A 20775-nucleotide genomic window follows, 5' to 3' on the forward strand; every position below is an offset into this window, starting at 1 on the left:
GGGTGCGTCGTCGCAGTTCCCGGTTGATGCGTTCCAGCCCGTTGGTGGTGCGCAGGCGCACGCGGTGGGCGGCGGGGAAGTCGAAGACCGTCAGACTTTCCGGGACGGCAACTTCAGCCCATTCGGCCAGCTTGGGGTGTTCCTTGCGCCAGGCTTCCAGGGCGGTTTTCAAAAGCTGCTCGGCCTGTGCCCTGTTCGGGGCGTTGAAGATCGTGCGCAGCTGGGCGGCGATGGTCTTTTTCGCCTCCTGCCGGGTGACGAACTGGCCGGCGTTCTGTTGCAGATGGAACTGGCAGCGCTGCCAGGGAACGGCGGGCAATACCGCCCGGCGGGCTGCCTTGAGCCCCGCATGGTCGTCGGCCACGATGAGCTTGACGCCATGAAGCCCGCGGGCAAGCAGACTCTCCAGGAAGCGCCGCCAATTGATCTCGGCTTCGCTCGTGGCCACCGTGCAACCGAGCACCCGGCGCTTGCCCGAAGCCTCGATGCCGACGGCGATCAACACGGCGCAATCATGGATGCGGCCTTCCAGACGCACCTTCTCGTAGCGGGCATCCAGGAACAGATAGGGCACGTCCCCCTGTGGGCGCTCGCGCCAAGCCTTGAGCCCCTCGTCGAGTTTGGCGGCGGCCCGGCTCACCTGGGCGGTCGAGAGCGAGATCTCCGGCCCCAGGAGGCGCTGCAACACCTCGATGACCCGGCGGGTGGAGACGCCTTGAACATACATCTCGGCCAAGGCGAGATTGACCGCCTGATCGGTACGGGTGCCTTTCTCCAGGGCGGAAGGATAGAAGTCGCCGGAACGCACTTGCGGCACCTGAAAGGTCAGCTCCCCCACACGGGTGAGCATGGTCTTGGGCTTGAAGCCGTTGGCGTAGTCACGGCGAGTGGCTGTGTGCTCGTAGGGCGCGGCGCCGAGAAACTCGGAACGTTCGATCTTGGCGGCCTCGTTGACGAGGATACGCAGGGCTTCGCCAGCGCCGTCCAGGCCGTTCTCAAGCAACACGGCATAGGCCGTCTCCAGGGGGTTGGTTTCGACACGCATCGCCATGAAAGTTTCTCCTTTCTCGAAGTCATGGCATCATGCCGCCGCCGCGCCGTTTTGCCGGGCGGTCGCCCCGGGCGCTACGCGCCCAGTTCGTCCGCCCGGCAAAACTTCTCGCCTGCGGTAAAAACGGAATTTACAGAAAAAACGATACACAACTCCATAGAGCTCCATAGCCGCCTTACCCCTTCACGCACACCACCTGCTTCAAGGTATGCAGCGTCTCGGTGAGGTCCTTCTGGTTCTCCATCACCGCATCGATGTCCTTGTAAGCGCCGGGAATCTCATCGATGACGCCCCGATCCTTGCGGCAGATCACACCCTTGGTCTGGCGGGCAAGATCGGCCTCGGTGAACCGCTTTTCGGCTGCGCTACGGCTCATCCTGCGCCCGGCGCCATGGGCGCTGGACATGAAACTTTCCGGATTGCCCAGGCCGCGCACGATGTAGCTGCGCGCGCCCATGCTGCCCGGGATGATGCCCAAATCGCCCGCGCGCGCCCGGATCGCCCCCTTGCGCGTCACCCATACGTCGGCGCCGAAGTGATGCTCGCGCGCGACATAGTTGTGATGGCAATTGACCACCTCGCTGGTGACCTCGAAGGGTGGCAGGTGACGTTTGAGCGCGGCCAGCACCAGCTCGACCATGCACTGCCGGTTCGCGAGGGCGTATTCCTGCGCCCAATGCACCGCCTCGACGTAATCGTCGAAATGCTCCGTGCCTTCGGGGAAGTAAGCCAGATCGCGATCCGGTAGATGGATCATCCAGCGCTCCATGTCCTTGCGGGCCAGATCGATAAAGTACTCGGCCAGGGCCTTGCCTATGCCGCGGCTGCCCGAGTGCAGCATGATCCACACCCGGTCGGCTTCATCCAGGCAGACCTCGATGAAGTGATTGCCGCCGCCGAGCGTGCCAAGCTGCCTGATCCATTTCGTCGTGCCGCCGATGGTCTTCCAAAGCGGCGGGTGTTTGTCCAGGATGCGTGCAAGGCGCGTTTCGAACGGTCGCGCCTGCTCGGCGAACGCACGGTCCTCGTCGTGCATCGCCCAGCCGACCGGCACATCGCGGCTGATCTGGTCGAAGACCTTTTTCAGGGATTTTTCATCCAAATCATTGGCAGTGAGCGAGAGCCGGCAGGCCACCATGCCGCAGCCGATATCGACGCCGACGGCGGCCGGGATGATGGCCTTGTGGGTGGCGATCACCGAGCCGATGGTCGCGCCGATGCCCAGATGCACGTCGGGCATCGCGGCGACGTGGTGGTGGATGAACGGCAGGCTGGCGAGGTTGGCAAGCTGTTTTTTCGCATCTTCCTCGACTTCGTCGGTCCAGATCTTGACCGGTACCCGCCCATCGGTCAGCACGTGCTTGATTGGCATGTCTCACTCCATTTCCGCCATCCATTCGTCAGCCGGCGCATTGTCGACCGACGAGTGGCCCAAAGGAAACGCTGAATAAATCGGCGAGCGGGATAGCGCCGTGCGCACGGAGCGCAGGATGCGAGACATATCAAGTAGATAGGCGAGCATCCGAAAACTGCCTCGCCCGCAATTCTTTTGGACACGAAATTGGGTTAAATAGACGTGTCTGAGAAAGGAGCGGGAAATGCTGAACGAGAATGAGGTTGGTGGGGTTGCGCTGGGCGGGCTGGAAGGAGCGCGTAGCGCGAATGGAAGCGCGCCCAGCGCGGCGGCCGAGGTCAAGCGCTGGTCGGCTGGACGAAAGAAGCAAGTCGTGCTGCGCCTGCTGCGTGGCGAATCCGTCGATGCGCTGCCAGACGACCTCGCCGGGCACCGGCAAGCCCTACGGCCTGGAACGGGTTTGCCGAGTGCTGGAGCTCCCCCGCTCGACGATCTACGCCCAGCGGGCCAGAGAAACCGCCAAGGTGGTGCCCCTGCACCCTGTCCGGCGCGGGCCGAAGCCGAAGGTCTCCGATGCCGATCTGCTGGCGGCCATCCGCGCCGATCTGGAAGCCTCGCCCTTTGTCGGCGAGGGGCATCGCAAGGTCTGGACGCGGCTGCGCATCCTCTCTGGCATCCGCGTGTCCAAGGATCGCGTCTGCCGGCTGATGCGTGAGAATGCCTTGCTGTCCCCGCATCGAGTGCCACAGGGTGCACCATCGGCGCACGATGGTTCGATCCAGGCCGAGGCGCCAAACCAGGTGTGGGGCACCGACGGCATTCGCATCCAGACCGTCGCTGGATGGTTGGGTGTGGGTGTTCTCGGCGGTCGATCATTTCGATGCCTGCTGCGTCGGCAGCATTCATGCTGTCAAGGTCGGCAATCTCATCAAGGCCCTGCAACCGATTGCCCAGGGGGCTTGAGACCCAGTTTGGCGCCACGGGCAAGGACGCCGGCAAGGGTTTGAAGCTGCGCATGGATCACGGCACGCAATACACAGCCGACGACTTCCTGAAGCAGATCGAGTTCTGGGGGATCGACAAAAGCTTCGCCTTCGTTGCCGAGCCCCAGACCAACGGTGTGGCCGAGCGCTTCAACCGGACGCTGAAGGAACAGGCCATCCACGGCCGCGTCTTCTGCAACCTCGAAGCGGTGCGACAGGCTGTCACCGAGTTCAGGGATCGTTACAATCGCCACTGGCGTCTCGAGAAACTGGGCTTCATGTCACCCCTGGAAGCCCGTCGGTCTTATGCCATCCGCAAGGCCGCATGAGCTGCAAATCAGTGTCCAATCAACTGCGGGCGGTATATGGGCTTGACCCTCACCAACCTGTCACTGCTGCTCTTTGCGACATTAGCGGGCGCGACACCCTGGGCACTCAACCGATCACTTCGTGTGCGCTCGATATAGCCGATCCGCTCACATCGCGACTCAAAAATCACACCACTGTCTCACTGGAGAACATCCCATGTCTTTGACTCGCAGACATTTCAATCGGCTCGTTCTCAGATCGCTCGCCCTTGCCACCTTACCGATGAGCGCCCTGGCCGATCTCATTGAAGGAGAGGACTGGCGCGCGATCACGCCGCCACAGCCGAGCAATACGCCCGGTAAGATCGAGGTGCTGGAATTCTTCTCCTATGGTTGCCCGCATTGCGCTTCCCTGAATCCACTACTCAAGCAGTGGGAATCGGTGCTGCCAGAAGACGTCGTGCTTCGGCGTGTACCCGTCACCTTCGGACGTCAGGCCTGGGCCAACCTTGCGCGTCTCTTCTATACGCTGGAAAGCCTCGAAGTGCTGGATCGTCTTGATCAGGCCGTCTTCACCGCCCTGCACGAGCAGCGCGTCAAGCTCTATACCGAACCCGCGATCATGGACTGGTTGAGCGACAAAGACGTCGACATCCAGCGCTTCAAGGACGTTTTCAATTCATTCGACATCCAGACCAAGCTGGGTCGCTCAGACTATCTGGCCGAGCGCTATCAGATCGACGCGGTGCCGACACTGACCGTTGCCGGGCGCTATGCCGTGCTGGGCCACAATGCCAAAGGGATGCCGGATCTCATCGCAATCGCCGATGCGCTGATCGTTCGAGCACGCGACGAGGGGGTGTTAGGGTAGGATATCGGATCCTGTGTCGCAGACCGGAGGTCTGGTCGAAGCGCGACTTGGCTCAAACCGAGCCGCGCGCTCAATCAAGCGATGGTGACCAGCGTCTAGGGCATCTGATCGAGGCCAATCTTGGATGAATCGCGCACAATGGGCTCGCTACGCTTCAGCGCCATCGGCACCAAGATGATCAAGGCCCCTACCAGCAACAGGATCTCGAATCCGTAAACGACGATGTATCCAACCTCAGGCCCTGTCAGTTCTGGCCCGAAGGTGCCGGCGCGAGCCATCCCGGACACTAGATCACGTATGCTACCGCCGAGCGCCATAGCGAGACCGTTGGCGGTTGCCTGAACCGCCCCCCAGGCACCAAGCGCTAAGCCACTATGCAGACCGCCATGATCCGCACCCGCCATATCCATAGCTGCCGTTAGAGTCCCAACGGCCAAGAACCCGCCGCCGAATCCGATCAAAGCAGTGCCGGCGCGAAACAGCATGAACGACCCGGAGCTGGCGGCATGAATGACCGCGTAGAAGGCGACCAGACCACAGAGCACGCCGATCGTCGTGAGCCGATAGGCATTGCCACCATGTCCTAGCCAATAGCCGGAGAGCACAAAGGCCACCAGGGTTCCTGTTGCCCAGAGCGCCGTCAGTGCGGTCGTTTGAGATACGGTCATCCCTAACACCTGACCGCCATAGGGTTCGAGCAGGATGTCCTGCATGGTGAAGCCGGCCGTGCCCAGACCGACGACGATCAGCAGTCGGCTGGCCTGACCACCAGCGGCGAACTCACGCCAGGTTTCGATGAAGGGAGGGCGCTTGACAGGATTGGCTGCACGCACCGCATCAATGGCTTCCTGCTTCCAGAGGGCGACGAGATTCAACGCGATCGTGGCTACGGCGGCCCCCTGGATGAGCTGAATTAGGAGTTGCTGCGAGAAATTGGTCAATAAGCGACCAAAGAGCAGCGCGCTGAGCACCATGCCGAGCAGCAGCGTGACATAGAGCAGCGCGACGACGCGGGGACGCTTGTCCGGTGGTGCCAGGTCGGTGGCCAGCGCCAAGCCAGCGGTTTGAGTGGTATGCAGACCCGCGCCGACCATCAAAAAGGCCAGACCTGCGCCCAACTTACCCAGGATATTGAATGTGTTCGAGGTATCGGCCAGCAACAGCAGGGCAAAGGGCATGATGGCGAAGCCGCCGAACTGCAACATGCTCCCCAACCAGATATAGGGAACGCGACGCAAACCAAACGCCGAGTGATGATAGTCCGAGCGATGCCCGATCAGGGCGCGGAATGGCGCAAAGACCAGCGGCAGGGCCAGCATAGTCGCCACCAGCCAGGTCGGAACACCGAGCTCAACCACCATGACGCGGTTGAGCGTTCCAGTGAGCAGCACCATGGCGATGGCGACCGAGACCTGAAACAACGACAAACGCAGCAGGCGCGGCATCGGCAAATCCGGGGTGGCCACGTCCGCGAAGGGCAGCAGTCGGCGTACGAGATCACGCCAGGCGAGTAACCTTGGATCAATGGGTTGACTCATGCCAATATCATCTCCGGGCTTGAATGAAACAGCGCGCAGCATGGACGCACGATAGATGACGGATGTCACCATCATTGTAAGGCGGCGATGGTACGCCCCCAGTGATGGGATTGGAAGCTCAGGGGTCACGCCGGACAGGCGCTGGAAACGGAGGGTCGGCGAGAGTCGTTCTTCAAAAACCACACTGCGGATGGAATGCACCCGAACATCGGGGATCCCATCCGCCGTACGATGTGCCGCATGACCTGGTATCGACCTCAGGGCCTGCCATCAGTCGGCACCTGAGATCGTCAGGCGTGCGATCACTGCCAGCCGAGACCGACCGAGAAGACGACCGCGTGGACAGCAATGGCCAGAACCAGCACGGCGTAGAAGATAGGCATCAGCCAGGTTGCGGGGTTGACGACCAGCCAGATCTTCCAATCGTCTTCGGGGTTACGCGGCTTTGCGACGTCGCTCATGGGATGTTCCTCTATTTCGAAAAGAGAAAATTAAAGACCTATTACCACCACGGATTGGCAGCGATCACCAGCAGATGCGCCAGGGCAGCCAGACTGACGAACGCGGTATAGGTCGTCTTGAACTGCTCGTGGAATTCCTTCGCCTGCTGCTCGGTCAGGCCCGACAGGGATTGCTCGGCCATCGTTTGATCTCCCACAGGGATAAAAGTGACTACTCAATGGTTTCATCGCGACTCTCTTCCGCGTCGCGACACGATGAATTCGGTGCTTACTGCGCCGCCGGAGCCGCCTCAACAGCCGCCGGAGCCGCCGGAGCATGCCAACCCTGACCTTCCAGACCAAAGGCCACGATGTGGACCAGCACCGCCGTCAGCGCCACAGCAATCAGCGTCGGGATCAACCAAGTCGCCGGATTGACCACCAGCCAGAACTTGTAGTCGTTTTCAAGAGGCTTGTAACCCATGAATTCAATAGTCATTGCTCAATACCTCTCGATTACCACCACGGATTGGCAGCGATCACCAGCAGATGCGCCAGAGCAGCCAGCCCTACAAACGCCGTGTAGGTCGTCTTGAACTGCTCGTGAAACTCCTTCGCCTGCTGCTCGGTCAGGCCCGACAGACTCTTCGTCTCAGCCATTGCTCAGTCTCCATATTCGGATATGCGATATCACCACTCGCACCTACAGCGGACCTCAAGCTCAGCCTCCGCCAGGTGCACACCCTGTCCTTCTCGGACTCGGAATCCTTAGGATCCTTCGAGATCCCAGGTGTCATTCTAGCTTGACACCTGTAGATGTCAAGTCCCCTGGACACTTTGTAAGAGCAAATTAGTAATGTCCGCCCCTGGCAAGTTAGAAATGTCCGCTTTGGATGGAAGCGGAGGTTCATGTGCAGGGGCGAATCGAGATGAGCGATCAGGAGGTCAAGCGGCTGCAAGTGATGGGTCAGCTGGTTGAGCGGGTCATCACCCAGGGGCAGGCAGCCGACAGACTCGGGCTGAGCAAACGGCAGGTGCGGCGGCTGTTGCGCCGCTATGAGAGGCAAGGGCAGCCGGACTGGTGAGCCAGCGGCACGGCAGGCCCTCCAACCGGCGCACCAAACAGGCGGTCAAGGATGCCATCCTCGCCCAGGTCCGGGCGCGCTATGGGGATTTTGGACCGACGCTGGCGTCAGAGTATCTGGCTGGGGACGGATTCAAGGTCTCCAAGGAGACTTTGCGACGGTGGATGATCGAGGCGGGTTTGTGGCAGGCCAAGATGGGGCGGATGCAACGGCCGCATCGAGCTGTGGCATGGGCAGGAGAGACTGCCCTTCAAGGTCTTCGATCCCGTGCAGTGCGTGCCCGAGCCGGTCGATGACAAGAGCCTCAATGCCCGCGTCGATGCCCTGGTCAAGGCGCGACACAAAGCCAGGAGCTATCGTCCCGCTCCCGATCACCCCTGGCGTCGCCGCACGCCGCAGCCTTCAGGGGGTGGCCAATTGGCCACCCCCTGAAGGCAAAACCACACCCCAACCGGACATTTCTATCTTGCCCAACTACCGGACATTTCTAATTTGCCTTTTTGCCTTGACAGTCCCCTGGACACTTATTTCTTGATCCTGGTCAACTCTTTGCGAATTTGCGGGAATCACCCAGGAAAATAGCGCTTTCTATGGGGGCGCAATGGGCGAATCCCAGGCCGGTAGGGACTTCCACCCCCAAGTCATCCCCTCACCACCACAGCTCGGAGATAACGCCAGTCACGACGCTGCGCGCCATGCCTCGTGCACCATAAAAAACCGGATCAAACCCGAGGCTTGATCCGGTTTCTTGGCCCCAGAAGAAACTTCTGGAGGCGGACTATCACACCATCAGGCGTGCCAGCCGAGACCGACCGCAAACACGACCCAGTGAACAGCGATGGCGATCGCCAACACAGTCAGCAGGATAGGCATCAGCCAGGTTGCGGGGTTGACGACCAGCCAGACCTTCCAATCGTCTTCGGGGTTACGCGGCTTTGCGACGTCGCTCATGGGATGTTCCTCTATTTCGAAAAGAGAAAATTAAAGACCTATTACCACCACGGATTGGCAGCGATCACCAGCAGATGCGCCAGGGCAGCCAGACTGACGAACGCGGTATAGGTCGTCTTGAACTGCTCGTGGAATTCCTTCGCCTGCTGCTCGGTCAGGCCCGACAGGGATTGCTCGGCCATCGTTTGATCTCCCACAGGGATAAAAGTGACTACTCAATGGTTTCATCGCGACTCTCTTCCGCGTCGCGACACGATGAATTCGGTGCTTACTGCGCCGCCGGAGCCGCCTCAACAGCCGCCGGAGCCGCCGGAGCATGCCAACCCTGACCTTCCAGACCAAAGGCCACGATGTGGACCAGCACCGCCGTCAGCGCCACAGCAATCAGCGTCGGGATCAACCAAGTCGCCGGATTGACCACCAGCCAGAACTTGTAGTCGTTTTCAAGAGGCTTGTAACCCATGAATTCAATAGTCATTGCTCAATACCTCTCGATTACCACCACGGATTGGCAGCGATCACCAGCAGATGCGCCAGAGCAGCCAGCCCTACAAACGCCGTGTAGGTCGTCTTGAACTGCTCGTGAAACTCCTTCGCCTGCTGCTCGGTTAGGCCCGACAGACTCTTCGCCTCAGCCATTGCTCAGTCTCCATATTCGGATATGTGATATCACCACTCGCACCTACAGCGGACCTCAAGCTCAGCCTCCGCCAGGTGCACACCCTGTCCTTCTCGGACTCGGAATCCTTAGGATCCTTCAAGATCCCAGGTGTCATCTTAGCTTGACACCAGTAGATGTCAAGTCTGTTTTACATCAGATAAAGACCATCGGCCTGACCGATGGGGCATCATCTGAAATACTCGATGACCAGGGCGATCAGGGCGATGGCCGCCGTCGCGATGAAGAGGACCTTTCCCATGTAGAACAGCATCGAGATCGCGGGACCCATACTGGGCAGGGTGACAGGTCGCTCATCACCCTGGCCGACATCATTACCCTGACCGGTGTCCTCCACGGCACCCTCGGCAACCGCCGTCGCCGATCCCGTCCGGCGCTGAGCAGGTTCCAAGCGGTAGGGTGCGGTACCAGCGACCCGGAAAAAGAATGGTTCGCTGACCTCGGTACCACGCGCCATGACGACAAACTCGGTATCGACCGCGAGCTGCTCGATGGTCGCAAATTCGAGGGCAAAGGACTGGGCATCGTCTGCTTCAGCGTGATGCTCCCAGGTGGGGGACTTGTCTGGCCAGGTTCTTTTAGCCGCAAACTTCACGTGCAATTCCTCTCTAAGATTTTATTCGGATCAACAAGGAACCTTGGCGCATCGTCGCGGCGGCGGCCCGTAGACGAGGCCATAGCGGTGAAAGCGCTGAAACGATGTTCTGCCAACAGAATGTTAGAAAATTGTATTGTTCGCTGCCTGGGTTGTCACGGTATCGTGCGCGGCCTGATTGTGCCGATTCCAGAAATTCATGGCGATGGGTTGCCGGAACATGATCCATCTTTGCACGCTGAGCCTCCAACATCAGTCATGCGTCTGTCGATCCATTCCAAGGTGTTCCTGACACTCCTGCTGGCCTGTGTGGTGGTATTGACGGGTTCCCATACCTTTGTGCAATGGTCGTTTCAGCGTGGACTGGTCGAGTTCGCCGACGCACGCGAACAGGAGCGCATCGCGCGCATCATCGAACGGCTGGCTGACATCCATCAGCGCGAAGGCTCTTGGCGTCCACTGATCGAGGATCGGCGTCTATGGTTTTACGCCTTGAACGGGCGGAGTGACCCTTGGGGCGAGCCACGCACCGCCCACCCGGAACGCGGACCATTCTGGATGCGCGAGACTGGATCCGATCCACGCGCCTGGCCGCCGCAACGTTGGCTTGATCAATTGCGTCAACACGAGCGCCCGGCGCCATTGGAACTGCGGCTCATGTTGCTCGACGCTCAGGGCGACATCCTCTATGGGCGTTCTGATCTGCTCGCCAAGACGCGCCGCTATCTCGTGGAGGTCGAAGGACGCAAGATCGGCGAGCTGGCGCTTTTGCCCGGCTCGCCCGTGCCAGAATCGGCCGAGCTGCACTTTCGTGCCACACTCGTCGACCGGCTCTGGATCATCGCCCTGGCCATGTTGCTGCTCGCCGCCGTCCTCGCCTATCCGCTCTCCAGCCGACTGGTGCGTCCGGTGCGCGCTGTCCAAGGTGTGGCGCGACGGCTGGCGGCCGGCGACTTCAGCGCGCGCGTGCCCACACATGGAGGCGACGAGCTGGCGCGTCTGGGTCAGGACATCAACGCCCTGGCGGCGGTGCTGGAGCGCAACGAACAGGCACGCCGTCGCTGGGCGGCCGACATCTCGCACGAGCTACGCACACCACTCGCCCTGCTGCGCGCCGAACTGGAAGCACTCCAGGATGGCGTGCGCCCCTTTGATCGCGACGCACTCGATGCCTTGCATGGCGATGTCCTACGTCTCGAGCGTTTGGTCGATGACCTCTATCAGCTGACCACCACAGACTTCGGCGCGCTCGGCTATCGCTTTGCCGACTGCGACATCACCGAGATCCTGGCGTCCGATGTCGATGCCTTCGCGCGGACCTTTCGCGAGGCAGGGCTGACGCTGGAGTTCGACGACACGCTCGGCGAACCCATCCTGATCCAGGCCGATGCCCAGCGGCTCTCGCAGCTCTTTCGCAATCTGCTGAGCAACAGCCTTAAATACACGGATCCAGGCGGCGGGCTGTACATCCGATTGCGGCGCGAGGCTGGACGGCTCGTCATCGACTTTCAAGACAGCGCGCCCGGGGTTCCGGCGGAAGACCTGCCGCGACTCTTCGAGCGGCTCTATCGGGTCGAGGGATCACGCAGCCGGCAGACGGGTGGGGCCGGACTGGGGCTGGCCATCGCGCATAACGTGGTCGAGGCCCATGGCGGAACCATCACGGCCCAGGCCGCCCCCCAGGGCGGGCTGTGGATTTGCGTGACCTTGCCGGTCAAGGGAACATCTGCGTAGCGTCGTGCCATTTTTGAGAGTCCTCACAAGGAGATCGTCATAATGACCACGACAGAGACAGCGTACATCCTGATCGTCGAGGACGAGGAACGGCTCGCCCGGCTGGTAGCAGACTATCTGCGGGCGAACGGACACCGGGTCGAGCATCTGGCCGAGGGAACAGGTGTCGTCGCCTGGGTGCGGCGCGAGCGCCCGGATCTGATCCTGCTGGACCTGATGCTGCCCGGCAAGGATGGATTGGACATCTGCCGCGAGATCCGCGCCGAGAGTTCGGTGCCGATCATCATGACCACGGCACGGGTCGAGGAGATCGACCGGCTGCTTGGTCTCGAGCTCGGTGCCGACGACTATGTCTGCAAGCCTTACAGCCCGCGCGAGCTGGTGGCGCGGGTCAAGGCGGTGCTCAGGCGCACCCTGGCGCCCGAACAGCCGGCAGCCGAGTCCGGGCCGTTGAGGCTGTACCGCGACGAGCTGCGCGTGCGCGCGGGTGAGCGCGAGATCGAGCTCACCGCCGTCGAGTTCGCCCTACTTGAAACCCTGTATGGTGCGCCGGGACGCATCTTTTCGCGCGATCGACTGATGGACCGTATCTATCGCGATCATCGGGTCGTCTCAGACCGGACCATCGACAGCCATGTCAAGAAGCTCAGGCGCAAGCTGGCCGAACTCGTGCCCGATCAGGAGTTGATCCATTCGGTCTATGGGGTCGGCTATCGCTACGAGTTGCCCGCCGCCGGCGATTAGGAATCAAGCGCCGTGCGGTCGAGGATATGGCGTGCCCAGCTGCTGTGGGTGGCCAGCTCGCACATGGAACCGCCGAACTTGAAGACCGCCTGCTCCGACTCTGCCAGGATGCGCCGCGCGGCCTCCAGATCGGTCGGCGAGACACGAAAGCTCTCCTCGATCAGCGGGAGCTGGCTCGGATGGATGGCGGTCTTGCCGCAGAGACCATGAGCGACGTCCTCGCCCAACTCCTCGCGCAGCAGCTCGGGGTGGTCGATGTGCTCGAACACCGGCGCGGTGAGTTGGAAGCCATAGGGTTTGAAGCAGGTCACGAGCTGGGCGATGGTCTGGCCCAGGGGTGTGCGATAGAGGGTACGGTCGCGCGGACGGCGCATACCGAGCAGGGAGAGCAGGTCATTACCGCCGATCCGCAGGGCCAGGATGCGTTCGTGAGAGCCGCGTTCGAGCAGATAATCGCGTAGGGCGACCATGCGCGCCGGATCGAAGGTATCGCGTGTCTCCAGGGTCGGCATGTATAGGTGGTTGGAGGCGTCCCAGTATTCGAGATAACGATCGGCGTTGCTCAAATCGAACTTGGGCAATACAAAGCCATCGAGCTTCTCGATCCCGGGCAACGCCAGCAGGCGAGCAAGGACCTCAGGACTGCGCACCCGCACGAACCTGAGCAGCGAGGGGCGCGGTTCCATCGCCTCCAGACAGGCGCCGAGCCTGGTCAACCCTGACTCGAGTGCGCGCGGGGCGATTGCATCCTCGGTGCAGAAGATGACTGAGCGCAGCTCGGGCCATTTGAGCCCGTTGGCGATATTGAGCACATCGCGATGGGTCGCTGGGACATAGAGGGAGCCGCCGAGGCGATAGGCATCAAGCATGGATCACCCCCTTGATGAGCGAAACGGCGTGATAGGGGAGGCTCGGGTCGCGCTGCCAGCAGACCCCCTTCTCGCGCGCGAGTTCCAGGAGATGGGCCACCTGTGGGTCCTCTGGATCGCGGAGGAGGACGCGATCAGGCACGCGGCGCAGCAGCACCCGCGTGGCCTCGCCGATCCCGGGTTTGATGCGGTTTTCATCCTCAATCCCAAACCGCGCCCGCAGCCTTGCAAGCAAGGCCCTGGAGTGTGCCTGAGCCCGGCGCGGATCGACCGGCTGGGCGTTGGGCATATAGCCTGCGGCGAGTAGGTCGCGCGTGTCCTCGAGCAGCTGCTCGATGAACCATACCGAGCGATCGGCGTGAGCGAATTCATGGTAATAGACACAGCCGTGGAAGTCCTCCGGGCCGATCTGCTCGTTGAGGATGGAACGGCTGACCAGTCCCGAAACGGTCGCATTGAGGATGCTCGACGGGATCAGATAGTCGGTGTCCGAGGGCGCGACCCCGACCCCGGCCAGGTCGGTGAGGGTATAGAGATCGGGATCGAGAGACAGGCCCCAATCGCGTTCGAGGTCGGCGAGCGCCCGGCGCAGTTCGCGCGCGATCACACCCTTGCCGGTCCAGCCGTCGACGAACACCAGCCCAGCCGGATCGCGCCTGGCCCGCTCGAGGATGAAGCGCAGTGCATTGCGGTCGATCCCGCGGTCGCGGATGATCGAGATCGAATAGTGCACGGGAGCGCGCCCGAAGACCTCGTGCAACACGTGCCTGAGCGCCACCCCGACCGGGGTGCCGGCCCGTGCCAGCGAGACCAGGGTGATCTCAGCTGACCGCCGCGCCGCGATGATCGCCGCCAGATCGAGCACGCCCTGGGCCATCGGCCTCAGACCCATGGCCAGTGCCTGCTGGAAGACCTCCAGATAGCGCGCTGAGGGCAGGGACTCGCGGCCGAGCATCTCGCTGTAGTGACGCCGGCCACTCTGAATGAGGCGCTCTTTCTCGACCAGATCGATGGGGTCGATGTCGATCGGCTTGAGCAGAAACTGGACATCGGTGGGCCGATAACTGCCGCAAAATGAGGCGGATCCCGGCTCCATGACTTCAGTCCCGTCGCACCAGATTGGCCAGGGTGGTGGCAAACAGCTGCGAGCCGCGCGGCAGGATGGCGTAGTCGCACTCGGCCATGAAGGACCCGTCGCTTAGGCTGTCACCGACCCCGATGGTCAAGAGCTCACCCCAGTCACGCTCAAGGCGCGTGATCAGATAGCGCACTGCCCACTCCTTGCCGAGCCAAGCCGGGAGTACGGCGAGGTTGTTGTCGTTACGGTGCAGGCGATAGCCCGGGCGGCGCTCGGCCACCCAAGGGGCGATCAGTTCGCCCTGCAGGCGCTCTAAGTCGGCGCTGCGACCCTCACGATACTTGGCGACTAGATAGAAATGGATCCCGAAATCGGCGATCAACCGCGCCTGGAGCGCGAGCCGCTCCTGGGCGACAAAGGTCAGGATCCGATCCAGCAGGGTATTGAGCTCGTCGAGCGAGTCATGCGCGTGTGCCGCCATGCGCGCCAGCCAGGCGCCATCTGGGTGGCCCTCGGGATCCAGGATGACCCCGCCATAGTCGAGGATGCGCCAGCTCCGGAACGGCAGGTCCACCCGGCACAGTGCATCATGATCCCGCGCCGTGGTAGGGATAAGGGTCGCCTGATCGTCCAGGAGCTGCCATAGCGAGCGCTGGCGCGCCGTCATGAACGAATGGGCGCGACCATCGGCCAGATAGGCGGCTGGGCGCAGCCCACCCGCGCTCGGACACTTGCGCCGGCTCTGGAACAGGGTGTCGTCCAGGTCCAGGAAGACCAGGCGGTGCAGGCTCAAAGCTCGAATTCAGACGGGTTGAGGTTTAGCTCCATCGCCATCCGCCGGGCGACGCGCTTCTCGCTGTCGTCGAAATGCCCATCGGCGCCACCGATGGCGATGGCCAACCGCAGGATCAGACGCGCCGCCTCGTCGTTGCCCTTCATCTTGCGGATGGCCTCATAGGCCTTGGCCTCGCCGAGGTCCTTGTCGAACTCGATCTGGGTCATGAGGTTCTGAAAGGCCTCGATGATCTCCTTGCTCGAGAACACCGACAGGGCCTCGTAGTTCTCGATGAAGCGCAGCATCTTCTGCTTTTCGTCGGACGAGACATGGCCATCGGCCATGGAGATGAGCACCGAGCCGCTGACGGCGGCGTTCAAGAAGTCCTTGTTCTTGAACTTCATCACCTCGTTCTTGAGGTCGGCGGCTTTCTGCTTGAGGTTGTTCAGGAAATCTTGGAAGGCCATGATCATCTCACCTGTAGATAAAAGGTCTTGAAAGGTCAATCCTTGCGGCCCCGGACCCACTCTAGTCCCCAATGATAGGCCTGGTCCATGTCCAGATGACCGCGATAATAGTCCACCAGCTTGGTGATCTTGATCGCCCCGTCCTGGTTCTCCAAGAGCGCGATGGCACACATGGGTCGATCATTGCGATGCGAGTCGAGTCGCACCTCGATCTCGGGCTGACCCGGCGTCTTGAGGATGATGCGCGCCTCGGCCTCGGCCCAGTTGGGCGCGCCCTCGTAGATGAAGGCATAGACCAGGACGCGCCTGATCTGATCCCAATGCTGACCATTGATGCGCAGATTCTCACCCTCGGCACTGGAGCCGGTGCGATCGTCGGCATCCAGGGCGATATAGGGCGGACCATAGTAGTTGCCGAAGGTATTGCCCAGGGCCTGCACCGCGCTCTTGTCGCCGTTGGCTAGCTCGTAGAGACACCCGAGGTCGAGATCGGTGCGGCCTGGGCCCAAGAGTCCGCTCAACCCTCCCCGCTTGTGTGCGGCGACCGGACGCCATCTGAGATTCACCAGGATCTCGCCGTAGGCGGCATCGGCCTGCTTTTGCAATGAGACCGAGTTGCCGCGCTTCTCCAGCGTGATCTTGTTGAGATTGACCGACGACGGCTGGGGCTTGGGCGGCGGGGCCTGGGACTCGATCGCCACGGTACCGCCGAAGTGAGTCACTAAGGCCGCCAGACCGCCCTTGAACCCCTGGCCGAGGGCACAGGTCCGCCAGCTACCGTCCTTGCGATAGATCTCAAGCAGCATGAGCGCGCGTTCCTCGGCGAAATCCGCACCAGTGAAGGCGAAGCGCCCGGCCTCGCGTCCGCTGTCCATGAAACGGACATGGCCCTGCCGGATCTGGGACATGGTCCCGGCACCATCGATGGAGGCCGTGACGGTCAGGCGCTCGATCGTCGCCGGCAGTCGCCCGAGATCGATCGCAAACCCCGCCTGATCACCTGGCGGCACCGCCAGCGCCACCCCGCCACAGGGCGAGGTCGGCTGGTTATAAAAGATCATGTAGCGCTCATCGGCAAGCCGCCCCGCCCCATCCAGCCCAAAACAGGTGAAATCGAGGATCAGACCGGGCGCGTCGATCGCCACGCCCAGGGTGAAGCGCTGGCCGTTTGGAATGAGATCAACAATCTTGGTGCGCTGTCCACGCGAGAGGTTCATCAGACGTTGACACCGTGTTGCAGCGCCAGGGCGCGCAGCCCGCCAGAATAGCCCTGACCTACGGCGCGGAACTTCCAGTCACCGCCATGGCGGTAGATCTCGCCGAAGATCATGGCCGTCTCGGTCGAATAGTCCTCCGACAGATCGAAGCGCACGACCTCCTGATTGGTGGCGCGGTTGACGATGCGCACGAAGGCATTGCTGACCTGACCGAAGTTCTGGCGGCGGGCCTCGGCCTCGTGGATGGTGACCACGATCACCAGGCGCTGGATCTCGGGCGGCACCTTGGAGAGTGTGACCAGGATCGCCTCATCATCGCCCTCGCCCGCACCAGTGCGATTGTCACCGGTGTGCTCGACCGAGCCCTCGGGCGACTTGAGCTGGTTGTAAAAGATGAAATAGGCATCGCTCGGGACCTTTCCGTCGGCCTTGACCATGAACACACTGGCATCCAGATCGAAGTCCTGACCGTCTGTGGCGCGCGCATCCCAACCCAGACCGACAAGCACGTTCTCGAGATTGGGGGCCTCCTTGCTCAGATTGACATTCCCGCCCTTGCTCAGACTGATGGCCATGCTTTGCTCCTTTGTAGAGTGGTCAGTCGTCAAATCGTTATTCGGCAGACCCAAGGTGATAGAGCCGATGATGCGGCCCTAGGGTCTGCAACAGCGCGTCGAGCCCCGCACGCGGCGTCTCGTGACAGACGATAAGGCGCGCATAGTCTCTCGGATCGACATTATAGAGATAATTCGGGATCCCCTCGCCGTAATTGTCCGCAAAGACGTGTCGCGACCCAACGTCGGCGCCGATCAAGATCGGCGAGCGGGTGGTGGCCTGGACCGCGACCTGAAAGCCCCAGGATTCCAGCCCCAACCCGACCCGGAAGGCAAGATGCATGAACTCGCCGGTGCCCAGGACCAGGAGTGGATCGCCGGGTCTTAGCCCCTCGACCAGGGGTTCTAGATCGGCGTGCGGTACGCGAATCGGGCGCTCGAGGCCGAACCGACCCAGATCCTCGGCGAGCTGGTGGGGTTCGAGTCGGTTGTCGCCGACAGCGGGCGGAGGCGCGTCGGTCGACCAGGACGCCGCCGGCTCGAAGCTGAACTCGCCATGCAGCGCGGCCACGCACTCGATCGGCAACCCCAGGCGTGCGGAGAAACGCGCTGCACGATCGGCACCACCGAATTGGGTGATGGAGACGAAGTGGACGCGCTCGATGTCGGGATTGAGTCGTCGGTAGGAGTCGACCAGATGGCACAGGGTATCGCCGGTGCTGATCTCGTCGTCGATCAGGACGAGCTCGCGTGCCGACTCAAAACACGCCCGTAAGTCGGGCCGGATCGGGACATAGAGCAGCTGATCGGGGGCGTGACAATGGGTTTCTTGAAACTCGAGCGCCGCGCGTCCGGCGATCCGGTAGCGGGTCGAATGGATGAACAGCGCCTGGGTCTCGGGGTGCTGTTCGCGCCAGGATTCGAACACGCCCTGACCCAACCCGGTCGCGGTCTCAGCCAGGGCGACGAACAGACAGGGGCCCTTGCCCAGGGCGAGCTGACCAGCCAGATAGGTATGAATCTCGCGCATCCGGGTCGGCGTGACCGGCCAGTGCTTACCCAAGACCTTGCTCAGGAACAGAAAGCCGCGCCGGCGGTTGTGGCGCGCCGCAAAGCCGCACAGCGCATCGAGGGCAAAGGCCGATTCATACACCCGCACCCACAGTCTGCCGGTGACCAGGGCGATGGTGCGTTCGACCGCGGCCACCTGGCTCATACTGCGCCCCCGTGGTGCTGGTACTGGGTCAGCTCCAGGACCCGCATCTCTGGTGCCAAGCGCGGGGCGTCCCGAGAGTCTTGCGCGTTAAAACCCCGGATCAGGCCGCGCAGCGCCAGATAGGGGAGGTTGAGTCCTGTCGGGCCAGTGTAGCCGATCCCACCCGAGAACCGTGGATTGACCTCCAGCAGACGCGGGCCATGCGACCCCTCGCGAAACTGGACGTTGAAGAGACCGCTCAGGCCAAAGTGCCCGGTCAGTTCGGAGACCGCCTGGGTCAACTCAGGCCGCGCGACGATCCGCTGACCATAGGCACCACCCGCCCGCTTGCAGCGTTGGGTCAGGGCGATCAGGCGCTGGCCATCACCGACCGCATCCAGGCTGTATTCATCACCCGCGAGATACTCCATCAGCAGCCAGGTCTGTTCGGGGGGGTGTTGGACCAATAACTGACGCAGACAGCCGAGCCGAATACTGTAAAGGCCGTCGCGGACCAGGCCGTCCAGCCCTGCATGTTCCTCCCGGATGACGCGAAAGCCCTCGCCGTTTACCCCCTTGGCGGGCTTGAGACACAGCACCTCATGGATAGAGCGCAGCCGCTCGTAGGCCGACTCGAACTCGTCTGCGGTGCGAAAGGCGATGGTCGCGGGCGTGGGAATATGAAACCGGCTTGCCTCGAGCGCAAAACGCGCCTTGTCGTACAACAGCCCCAGGACCTGGGGCGTGGCGACTGCCAGAACCTGGACCCCGATGGCGGCGAAGCGCGCGCGCTGCTCGACCAACAGAGTTGCCTCCTTGCCCGGCCAGAGCGCCTCGATCCGGTGGGTGCGACAGAACTCGAGACAGAACTCGACATAATCGGCGCCGCTTAGCCTGGGGGGCTCCAGGGCATGCTCGTCTGCCGCCAGGAAGCCTGGAAAGCCTGGATCCGGGTGGGTGCAGATCAGGCAAAACTCAGCGTCAGCGTCCCCCTGCCGGATGAGGTCGAGGACGGCGCGGACATTCGAGAAGGTCTGATTGAACCAGACGCGGGTCAGGGTCAAGTCCTCAGGCCAAGGCCTCGACATCCCGATCGCGCATCCCAAGCAGATAGAGGATGGCGTCGAGTCCCACGGTGGCGATGGCATGACGCGCCTGTTCGGTGACGATGGGCTTGGCGTGGAAGGCGATACCGAGTCCAGCGATGGCCAGCATCGGCAGGTCGTTGGCACCGTCACCGACCGCAATCACCTGCTCTAACCGAATGCCTTCCCGGGCGGCGATCTCGCGCAGGAGCTCAGCCTTGCGTGCACCATCGATGATCTCGCCTGCGACCTCGCCCGTGAGCTTGCCGTCCCTGAATTCGAGCCGGTTGGCATGGACATAATCGATGCCGAAGCGCCGGGCGAGATGCTCGGCGAAATAGGTGAAGCCGCCCGAGAGGATGGCGACCTTATAGCCAAGCCGCTTGAGCGTGGCAATCAGCCGGTCGGCGCCCTCGGTAATCGGCAGACGCGCGGCGATCTCGGCCAGCACGGATTCGTCTAATCCCTTGAGCAGGGCTAGGCGTCGCCGGAAGCTCTCCTTGAAGTCCAGCTCACCGCGCATCGCCGCCTCGGTGATGGACGCGACCTCGGCCCTCACGCCGGCAGCGGCCGCCAGCTCGTCGATGACCTCGGTCTGAATCAGGGTCGAGTCCATGTCAAAGCACACCAGCCGCCGGTTGCGGCGGAAGATGTCGTCCTCCTGGACCGAGATGTCGACGTCTAGCACCCGTCCGAGCGCCAGCAAGGCGCCATGGAGTTCGGTCAGGTCGGGCACGGCGCCGCGCACCGAAAGCTCGACCGAGGCCAGCGCCGATGGTGTAGGCGCGCGGCGCGAGATGCGCCCAGTCAGGCGCGCGATGCGGTCGACGTTCAGACCGCGCTCGGCAACCACAGCTGCGACGCGGGCGATGTGCTCGGCCTCGATCTCGCGTCCGACCAGGGTCAGGATATGACGCGGGCGTCCTTGCTCGCGCACCCAGCCTTCGTAATCATCCTCGGTGATGGGCGTGAAGCGGATATCCAGACCCAGGCGATGGGCACCAAACAGCAGTTCCTTAAACACCCCGCAGTCGGACCGGGGCAGCTCGACCATCAGCCCCAGCGCCAGGGCGTTGTGGATGGTCGACTGACCGATGTCGAGGATCGGCACCTGGTAACGGGCGAGGACGGCGGTCAGGGTCGCCGTGATCCCAGGACGATCCTCGCCGGTGACATTGATCAGGACGATTTCACTCATGGCA

The 20775-nt window shown here is 62.3% G+C and carries 28 protein-coding genes (1 of these 28 running past the window's edge); 6 read left to right on the forward strand and 22 right to left on the reverse strand.

Annotated features, from left to right (window positions below):
- The 3 genes from E6P07_RS10445 to E6P07_RS13750 form a co-directional block, all read right to left on the reverse strand.
- Positions 1–1051, reverse strand: the 5' portion of a protein-coding gene (locus E6P07_RS10445; protein WP_153975548.1) for an IS256 family transposase. The gene continues 116 nt to the left of window position 1, outside the view; the window shows 1051 of its 1167 coding nt (coding positions 1–1051); its start codon is at positions 1049–1051; its stop codon lies off the left edge, out of view.
- Positions 1052–1226: 175 nt separating this feature from the next.
- Entirely contained in the window at positions 1227–2423 is a 1197-nt protein-coding gene (locus E6P07_RS10450) for an RtcB family protein (RefSeq protein ID WP_153975549.1), read from the reverse strand.
- Between the two features lie 3 nt (positions 2424–2426).
- The gene (locus E6P07_RS13750) at positions 2427–2573 is read right to left on the reverse strand and encodes a hypothetical protein (RefSeq protein WP_211363105.1); all 147 of its coding nucleotides are present in this window, start codon (positions 2571–2573) and stop codon (positions 2427–2429) included.
- A gap of 236 nt (positions 2574–2809) precedes the next feature.
- Between E6P07_RS13750 and E6P07_RS10455 the strand changes: the two genes are divergently transcribed.
- The 3 genes from E6P07_RS10455 (at position 2810) to E6P07_RS10460 (ending at position 4567) form a co-directional block, all read left to right on the forward strand.
- Complete coding sequence (locus E6P07_RS10455; protein WP_211363106.1) at positions 2810–3412, forward strand: IS3 family transposase; 603 nt, start codon at positions 2810–2812, stop codon at positions 3410–3412.
- A complete protein-coding gene (locus E6P07_RS13755; protein ID WP_211363107.1) occupies positions 3409–3717 on the forward strand; it encodes an integrase core domain-containing protein in 309 nt (102 codons plus the stop codon). The genes E6P07_RS10455 and E6P07_RS13755 overlap by 4 nt, the downstream gene beginning before the upstream one ends.
- 196 nt (positions 3718–3913) lie before the next feature.
- Positions 3914–4567, forward strand: a complete 654-nt coding sequence (locus tag E6P07_RS10460; protein WP_153975550.1) for a thiol:disulfide interchange protein DsbA/DsbL — start codon at positions 3914–3916, stop codon at positions 4565–4567.
- A gap of 95 nt (positions 4568–4662) precedes the next feature.
- Here the strand turns inward: E6P07_RS10460 and E6P07_RS10465 are convergent, their stop codons facing one another.
- The 5 genes from E6P07_RS10465 to pufB (E6P07_RS10485) all read right to left on the reverse strand — a co-directional run bounded on the left by E6P07_RS10465 (position 4663) and on the right by pufB (E6P07_RS10485) (position 7205).
- A complete protein-coding gene (locus E6P07_RS10465) occupies positions 4663–6105 on the reverse strand; it encodes a BCD family MFS transporter (RefSeq protein ID WP_153976210.1) in 1443 nt (480 codons plus the stop codon).
- A 302-nt stretch (positions 6106–6407) separates the two neighbouring features.
- Positions 6408–6566: a light-harvesting antenna LH1, alpha subunit gene (pufA, locus tag E6P07_RS10470; RefSeq protein ID WP_153975551.1), complete on the reverse strand. Its 159-nt coding sequence runs from the start codon at positions 6564–6566 to the stop codon at positions 6408–6410.
- A 41-nt stretch (positions 6567–6607) separates the two neighbouring features.
- Positions 6608–6748: a light-harvesting antenna LH1, beta subunit gene (pufB, locus tag E6P07_RS10475; protein ID WP_153975552.1), complete on the reverse strand. Its 141-nt coding sequence runs from the start codon at positions 6746–6748 to the stop codon at positions 6608–6610.
- A gap of 86 nt (positions 6749–6834) precedes the next feature.
- Positions 6835–7044, reverse strand: a complete 210-nt coding sequence (pufA, locus tag E6P07_RS10480) for a light-harvesting antenna LH1, alpha subunit (protein WP_153975553.1) — start codon at positions 7042–7044, stop codon at positions 6835–6837.
- Positions 7045–7061: 17 nt separating this feature from the next.
- Positions 7062–7205, reverse strand: a complete 144-nt coding sequence (gene pufB, locus E6P07_RS10485) for a light-harvesting antenna LH1, beta subunit (RefSeq protein ID WP_153975554.1) — start codon at positions 7203–7205, stop codon at positions 7062–7064.
- Between the two features lie 269 nt (positions 7206–7474).
- Here pufB (E6P07_RS10485) and E6P07_RS10490 point away from each other — a divergent pair, with 269 nt between their 5' ends.
- The gene (locus tag E6P07_RS10490) at positions 7475–7630 is read left to right on the forward strand and encodes a helix-turn-helix domain-containing protein (RefSeq protein ID WP_162008628.1); all 156 of its coding nucleotides are present in this window, start codon (positions 7475–7477) and stop codon (positions 7628–7630) included.
- A 789-nt stretch (positions 7631–8419) separates the two neighbouring features.
- Here the strand turns inward: E6P07_RS10490 and pufA (E6P07_RS10495) are convergent.
- The 5 genes from pufA (E6P07_RS10495) to E6P07_RS10515 form a co-directional block, all read right to left on the reverse strand.
- On the reverse strand, positions 8420–8581 hold the full coding sequence (pufA, locus tag E6P07_RS10495) for a light-harvesting antenna LH1, alpha subunit (RefSeq protein ID WP_153975556.1): 162 nt from the start codon (positions 8579–8581) through the stop codon (positions 8420–8422).
- A 41-nt stretch (positions 8582–8622) separates the two neighbouring features.
- Positions 8623–8763, reverse strand: coding sequence for a light-harvesting antenna LH1, beta subunit (gene pufB / locus E6P07_RS10500; protein WP_153975552.1), 141 nt, complete (start codon positions 8761–8763; stop codon positions 8623–8625).
- An 86-nt stretch (positions 8764–8849) separates the two neighbouring features.
- Positions 8850–9059, reverse strand: coding sequence for a light-harvesting antenna LH1, alpha subunit (gene pufA / locus E6P07_RS10505; RefSeq protein WP_153975553.1), 210 nt, complete (start codon positions 9057–9059; stop codon positions 8850–8852).
- 17 nt (positions 9060–9076) lie between these two features.
- Positions 9077–9220 carry a light-harvesting antenna LH1, beta subunit gene (gene pufB, locus E6P07_RS10510; RefSeq protein WP_153975557.1) on the reverse strand — a complete coding sequence of 48 codons (144 nt, stop codon included), beginning with the start codon at positions 9218–9220 and terminating at the stop codon, positions 9077–9079.
- Positions 9221–9429: 209 nt separating this feature from the next.
- Entirely contained in the window at positions 9430–9855 is a 426-nt protein-coding gene (locus tag E6P07_RS10515; RefSeq protein WP_153975558.1) for a hypothetical protein, read from the reverse strand.
- Between the two features lie 258 nt (positions 9856–10113).
- On the opposite strand from E6P07_RS10515, the gene E6P07_RS10520 reads away from it, so the two are divergent.
- Together E6P07_RS10520 and E6P07_RS10525 are read left to right on the forward strand one after the other, a co-directional pair.
- The gene (locus tag E6P07_RS10520; protein ID WP_153975559.1) at positions 10114–11589 is read left to right on the forward strand and encodes an ATP-binding protein; all 1476 of its coding nucleotides are present in this window, start codon (positions 10114–10116) and stop codon (positions 11587–11589) included.
- Positions 11590–11631: 42 nt separating this feature from the next.
- Complete coding sequence (locus E6P07_RS10525) at positions 11632–12333, forward strand: response regulator (RefSeq protein ID WP_153975560.1); 702 nt, start codon at positions 11632–11634, stop codon at positions 12331–12333.
- Here the strand turns inward: E6P07_RS10525 and E6P07_RS10530 are convergent.
- The 9 genes from E6P07_RS10530 to serB are packed head-to-tail and all read right to left on the reverse strand — an operon-like array spanning position 12330 to position 20771.
- A complete protein-coding gene (locus E6P07_RS10530; protein WP_153975561.1) occupies positions 12330–13202 on the reverse strand; it encodes an HpcH/HpaI aldolase/citrate lyase family protein in 873 nt (290 codons plus the stop codon). The two genes, E6P07_RS10525 and E6P07_RS10530, sit on opposite strands and share 4 nt — an antisense overlap.
- On the reverse strand, positions 13195–14298 hold the full coding sequence (locus tag E6P07_RS10535) for a cysteine protease StiP family protein (protein ID WP_153975562.1): 1104 nt from the start codon (positions 14296–14298) through the stop codon (positions 13195–13197). The genes E6P07_RS10530 and E6P07_RS10535 overlap by 8 nt, the downstream gene beginning before the upstream one ends.
- Before the next feature lie 4 nt (positions 14299–14302).
- Entirely contained in the window at positions 14303–15073 is a 771-nt protein-coding gene (locus E6P07_RS10540; RefSeq protein ID WP_246172819.1) for an HAD family hydrolase, read from the reverse strand.
- Entirely contained in the window at positions 15070–15522 is a 453-nt protein-coding gene (locus tag E6P07_RS10545) for a tellurite resistance TerB family protein (protein ID WP_153975563.1), read from the reverse strand. The genes E6P07_RS10540 and E6P07_RS10545 overlap by 4 nt, the downstream gene beginning before the upstream one ends.
- A gap of 35 nt (positions 15523–15557) precedes the next feature.
- Positions 15558–16739, reverse strand: a complete 1182-nt coding sequence (locus E6P07_RS10550; protein ID WP_153975564.1) for a TerD family protein — start codon at positions 16737–16739, stop codon at positions 15558–15560.
- Positions 16739–17314, reverse strand: a complete 576-nt coding sequence (locus E6P07_RS10555) for a TerD family protein (RefSeq protein WP_153975565.1) — start codon at positions 17312–17314, stop codon at positions 16739–16741. Before E6P07_RS10555 ends, E6P07_RS10550 begins: the two co-directional genes overlap by 1 nt.
- Before the next feature lie 37 nt (positions 17315–17351).
- Positions 17352–18509 (reverse strand): phosphoribosyltransferase domain-containing protein, encoded by a 1158-nt coding sequence (locus E6P07_RS10560; protein ID WP_153975566.1) that lies wholly within the window; start codon positions 18507–18509, stop codon positions 17352–17354.
- Positions 18506–19576, reverse strand: a complete 1071-nt coding sequence (locus E6P07_RS10565) for an ATP-grasp domain-containing protein (RefSeq protein ID WP_246172820.1) — start codon at positions 19574–19576, stop codon at positions 18506–18508. The genes E6P07_RS10560 and E6P07_RS10565 overlap by 4 nt, the downstream gene beginning before the upstream one ends.
- Positions 19557–20771, reverse strand: a complete 1215-nt coding sequence (gene serB, locus E6P07_RS10570; RefSeq protein WP_153975567.1) for a phosphoserine phosphatase SerB — start codon at positions 20769–20771, stop codon at positions 19557–19559. The genes E6P07_RS10565 and serB overlap by 20 nt, the downstream gene beginning before the upstream one ends.
- Between the last annotated feature and the right edge of the window lie 4 nt (positions 20772–20775).

Origin of the sequence: Thermochromatium tepidum ATCC 43061, assembly GCF_009664085.1 — a bacterium.
Taxonomy (GTDB): domain Bacteria; phylum Pseudomonadota; class Gammaproteobacteria; order Chromatiales; family Chromatiaceae; genus Thermochromatium; species Thermochromatium tepidum.

Bases quoted from the DNA above. Each gene is read 5' to 3' on its own strand.
- E6P07_RS10450 (WP_153975549.1), bottom strand. From the start codon at position 2,423: ATGCCAATCAAGCACGTGCTGACCGATGGGCGGGTACCGGTCAAGATC.
- E6P07_RS13750 (WP_211363105.1), bottom strand. From the start codon at position 2,573: ATGCTCGCCTATCTACTTGATATGTCTCGCATCCTGCGCTCCGTGCGC.
- E6P07_RS10455 (WP_211363106.1), top strand. From the start codon at position 2,810: ATGCGCTGCCAGACGACCTCGCCGGGCACCGGCAAGCCCTACGGCCTG.
- E6P07_RS10460 (WP_153975550.1), top strand. From the start codon at position 3,914: ATGTCTTTGACTCGCAGACATTTCAATCGGCTCGTTCTCAGATCGCTC.
- E6P07_RS10465 (WP_153976210.1), bottom strand. From the start codon at position 6,105: ATGAGTCAACCCATTGATCCAAGGTTACTCGCCTGGCGTGATCTCGTA.
- pufA (WP_153975551.1), bottom strand. From the start codon at position 6,566: ATGAGCGACGTCGCAAAGCCGCGTAACCCCGAAGACGATTGGAAGATC.
- pufB (WP_153975552.1), bottom strand. From the start codon at position 6,748: ATGGCCGAGCAATCCCTGTCGGGCCTGACCGAGCAGCAGGCGAAGGAA.
- pufA (WP_153975553.1), bottom strand. From the start codon at position 7,044: ATGACTATTGAATTCATGGGTTACAAGCCTCTTGAAAACGACTACAAG.
- pufB (WP_153975554.1), bottom strand. From the start codon at position 7,205: ATGGCTGAGACGAAGAGTCTGTCGGGCCTGACCGAGCAGCAGGCGAAG.
- E6P07_RS10490 (WP_162008628.1), top strand. From the start codon at position 7,475: ATGAGCGATCAGGAGGTCAAGCGGCTGCAAGTGATGGGTCAGCTGGTT.
- pufA (WP_153975556.1), bottom strand. From the start codon at position 8,581: ATGAGCGACGTCGCAAAGCCGCGTAACCCCGAAGACGATTGGAAGGTC.
- pufB (WP_153975552.1), bottom strand. From the start codon at position 8,763: ATGGCCGAGCAATCCCTGTCGGGCCTGACCGAGCAGCAGGCGAAGGAA.
- pufA (WP_153975553.1), bottom strand. From the start codon at position 9,059: ATGACTATTGAATTCATGGGTTACAAGCCTCTTGAAAACGACTACAAG.
- pufB (WP_153975557.1), bottom strand. From the start codon at position 9,220: ATGGCTGAGGCGAAGAGTCTGTCGGGCCTAACCGAGCAGCAGGCGAAG.
- E6P07_RS10520 (WP_153975559.1), top strand. From the start codon at position 10,114: ATGCGTCTGTCGATCCATTCCAAGGTGTTCCTGACACTCCTGCTGGCC.
- E6P07_RS10525 (WP_153975560.1), top strand. From the start codon at position 11,632: ATGACCACGACAGAGACAGCGTACATCCTGATCGTCGAGGACGAGGAA.
- E6P07_RS10530 (WP_153975561.1), bottom strand. From the start codon at position 13,202: ATGCTTGATGCCTATCGCCTCGGCGGCTCCCTCTATGTCCCAGCGACC.
- E6P07_RS10535 (WP_153975562.1), bottom strand. From the start codon at position 14,298: ATGGAGCCGGGATCCGCCTCATTTTGCGGCAGTTATCGGCCCACCGAT.
- E6P07_RS10545 (WP_153975563.1), bottom strand. From the start codon at position 15,522: ATGGCCTTCCAAGATTTCCTGAACAACCTCAAGCAGAAAGCCGCCGAC.
- E6P07_RS10550 (WP_153975564.1), bottom strand. From the start codon at position 16,739: ATGAACCTCTCGCGTGGACAGCGCACCAAGATTGTTGATCTCATTCCA.
- E6P07_RS10555 (WP_153975565.1), bottom strand. From the start codon at position 17,314: ATGGCCATCAGTCTGAGCAAGGGCGGGAATGTCAATCTGAGCAAGGAG.
- E6P07_RS10560 (WP_153975566.1), bottom strand. From the start codon at position 18,509: ATGAGCCAGGTGGCCGCGGTCGAACGCACCATCGCCCTGGTCACCGGC.
- E6P07_RS10565 (WP_246172820.1), bottom strand. From the start codon at position 19,576: ATGTCGAGGCCTTGGCCTGAGGACTTGACCCTGACCCGCGTCTGGTTC.
- serB (WP_153975567.1), bottom strand. From the start codon at position 20,771: ATGAGTGAAATCGTCCTGATCAATGTCACCGGCGAGGATCGTCCTGGG.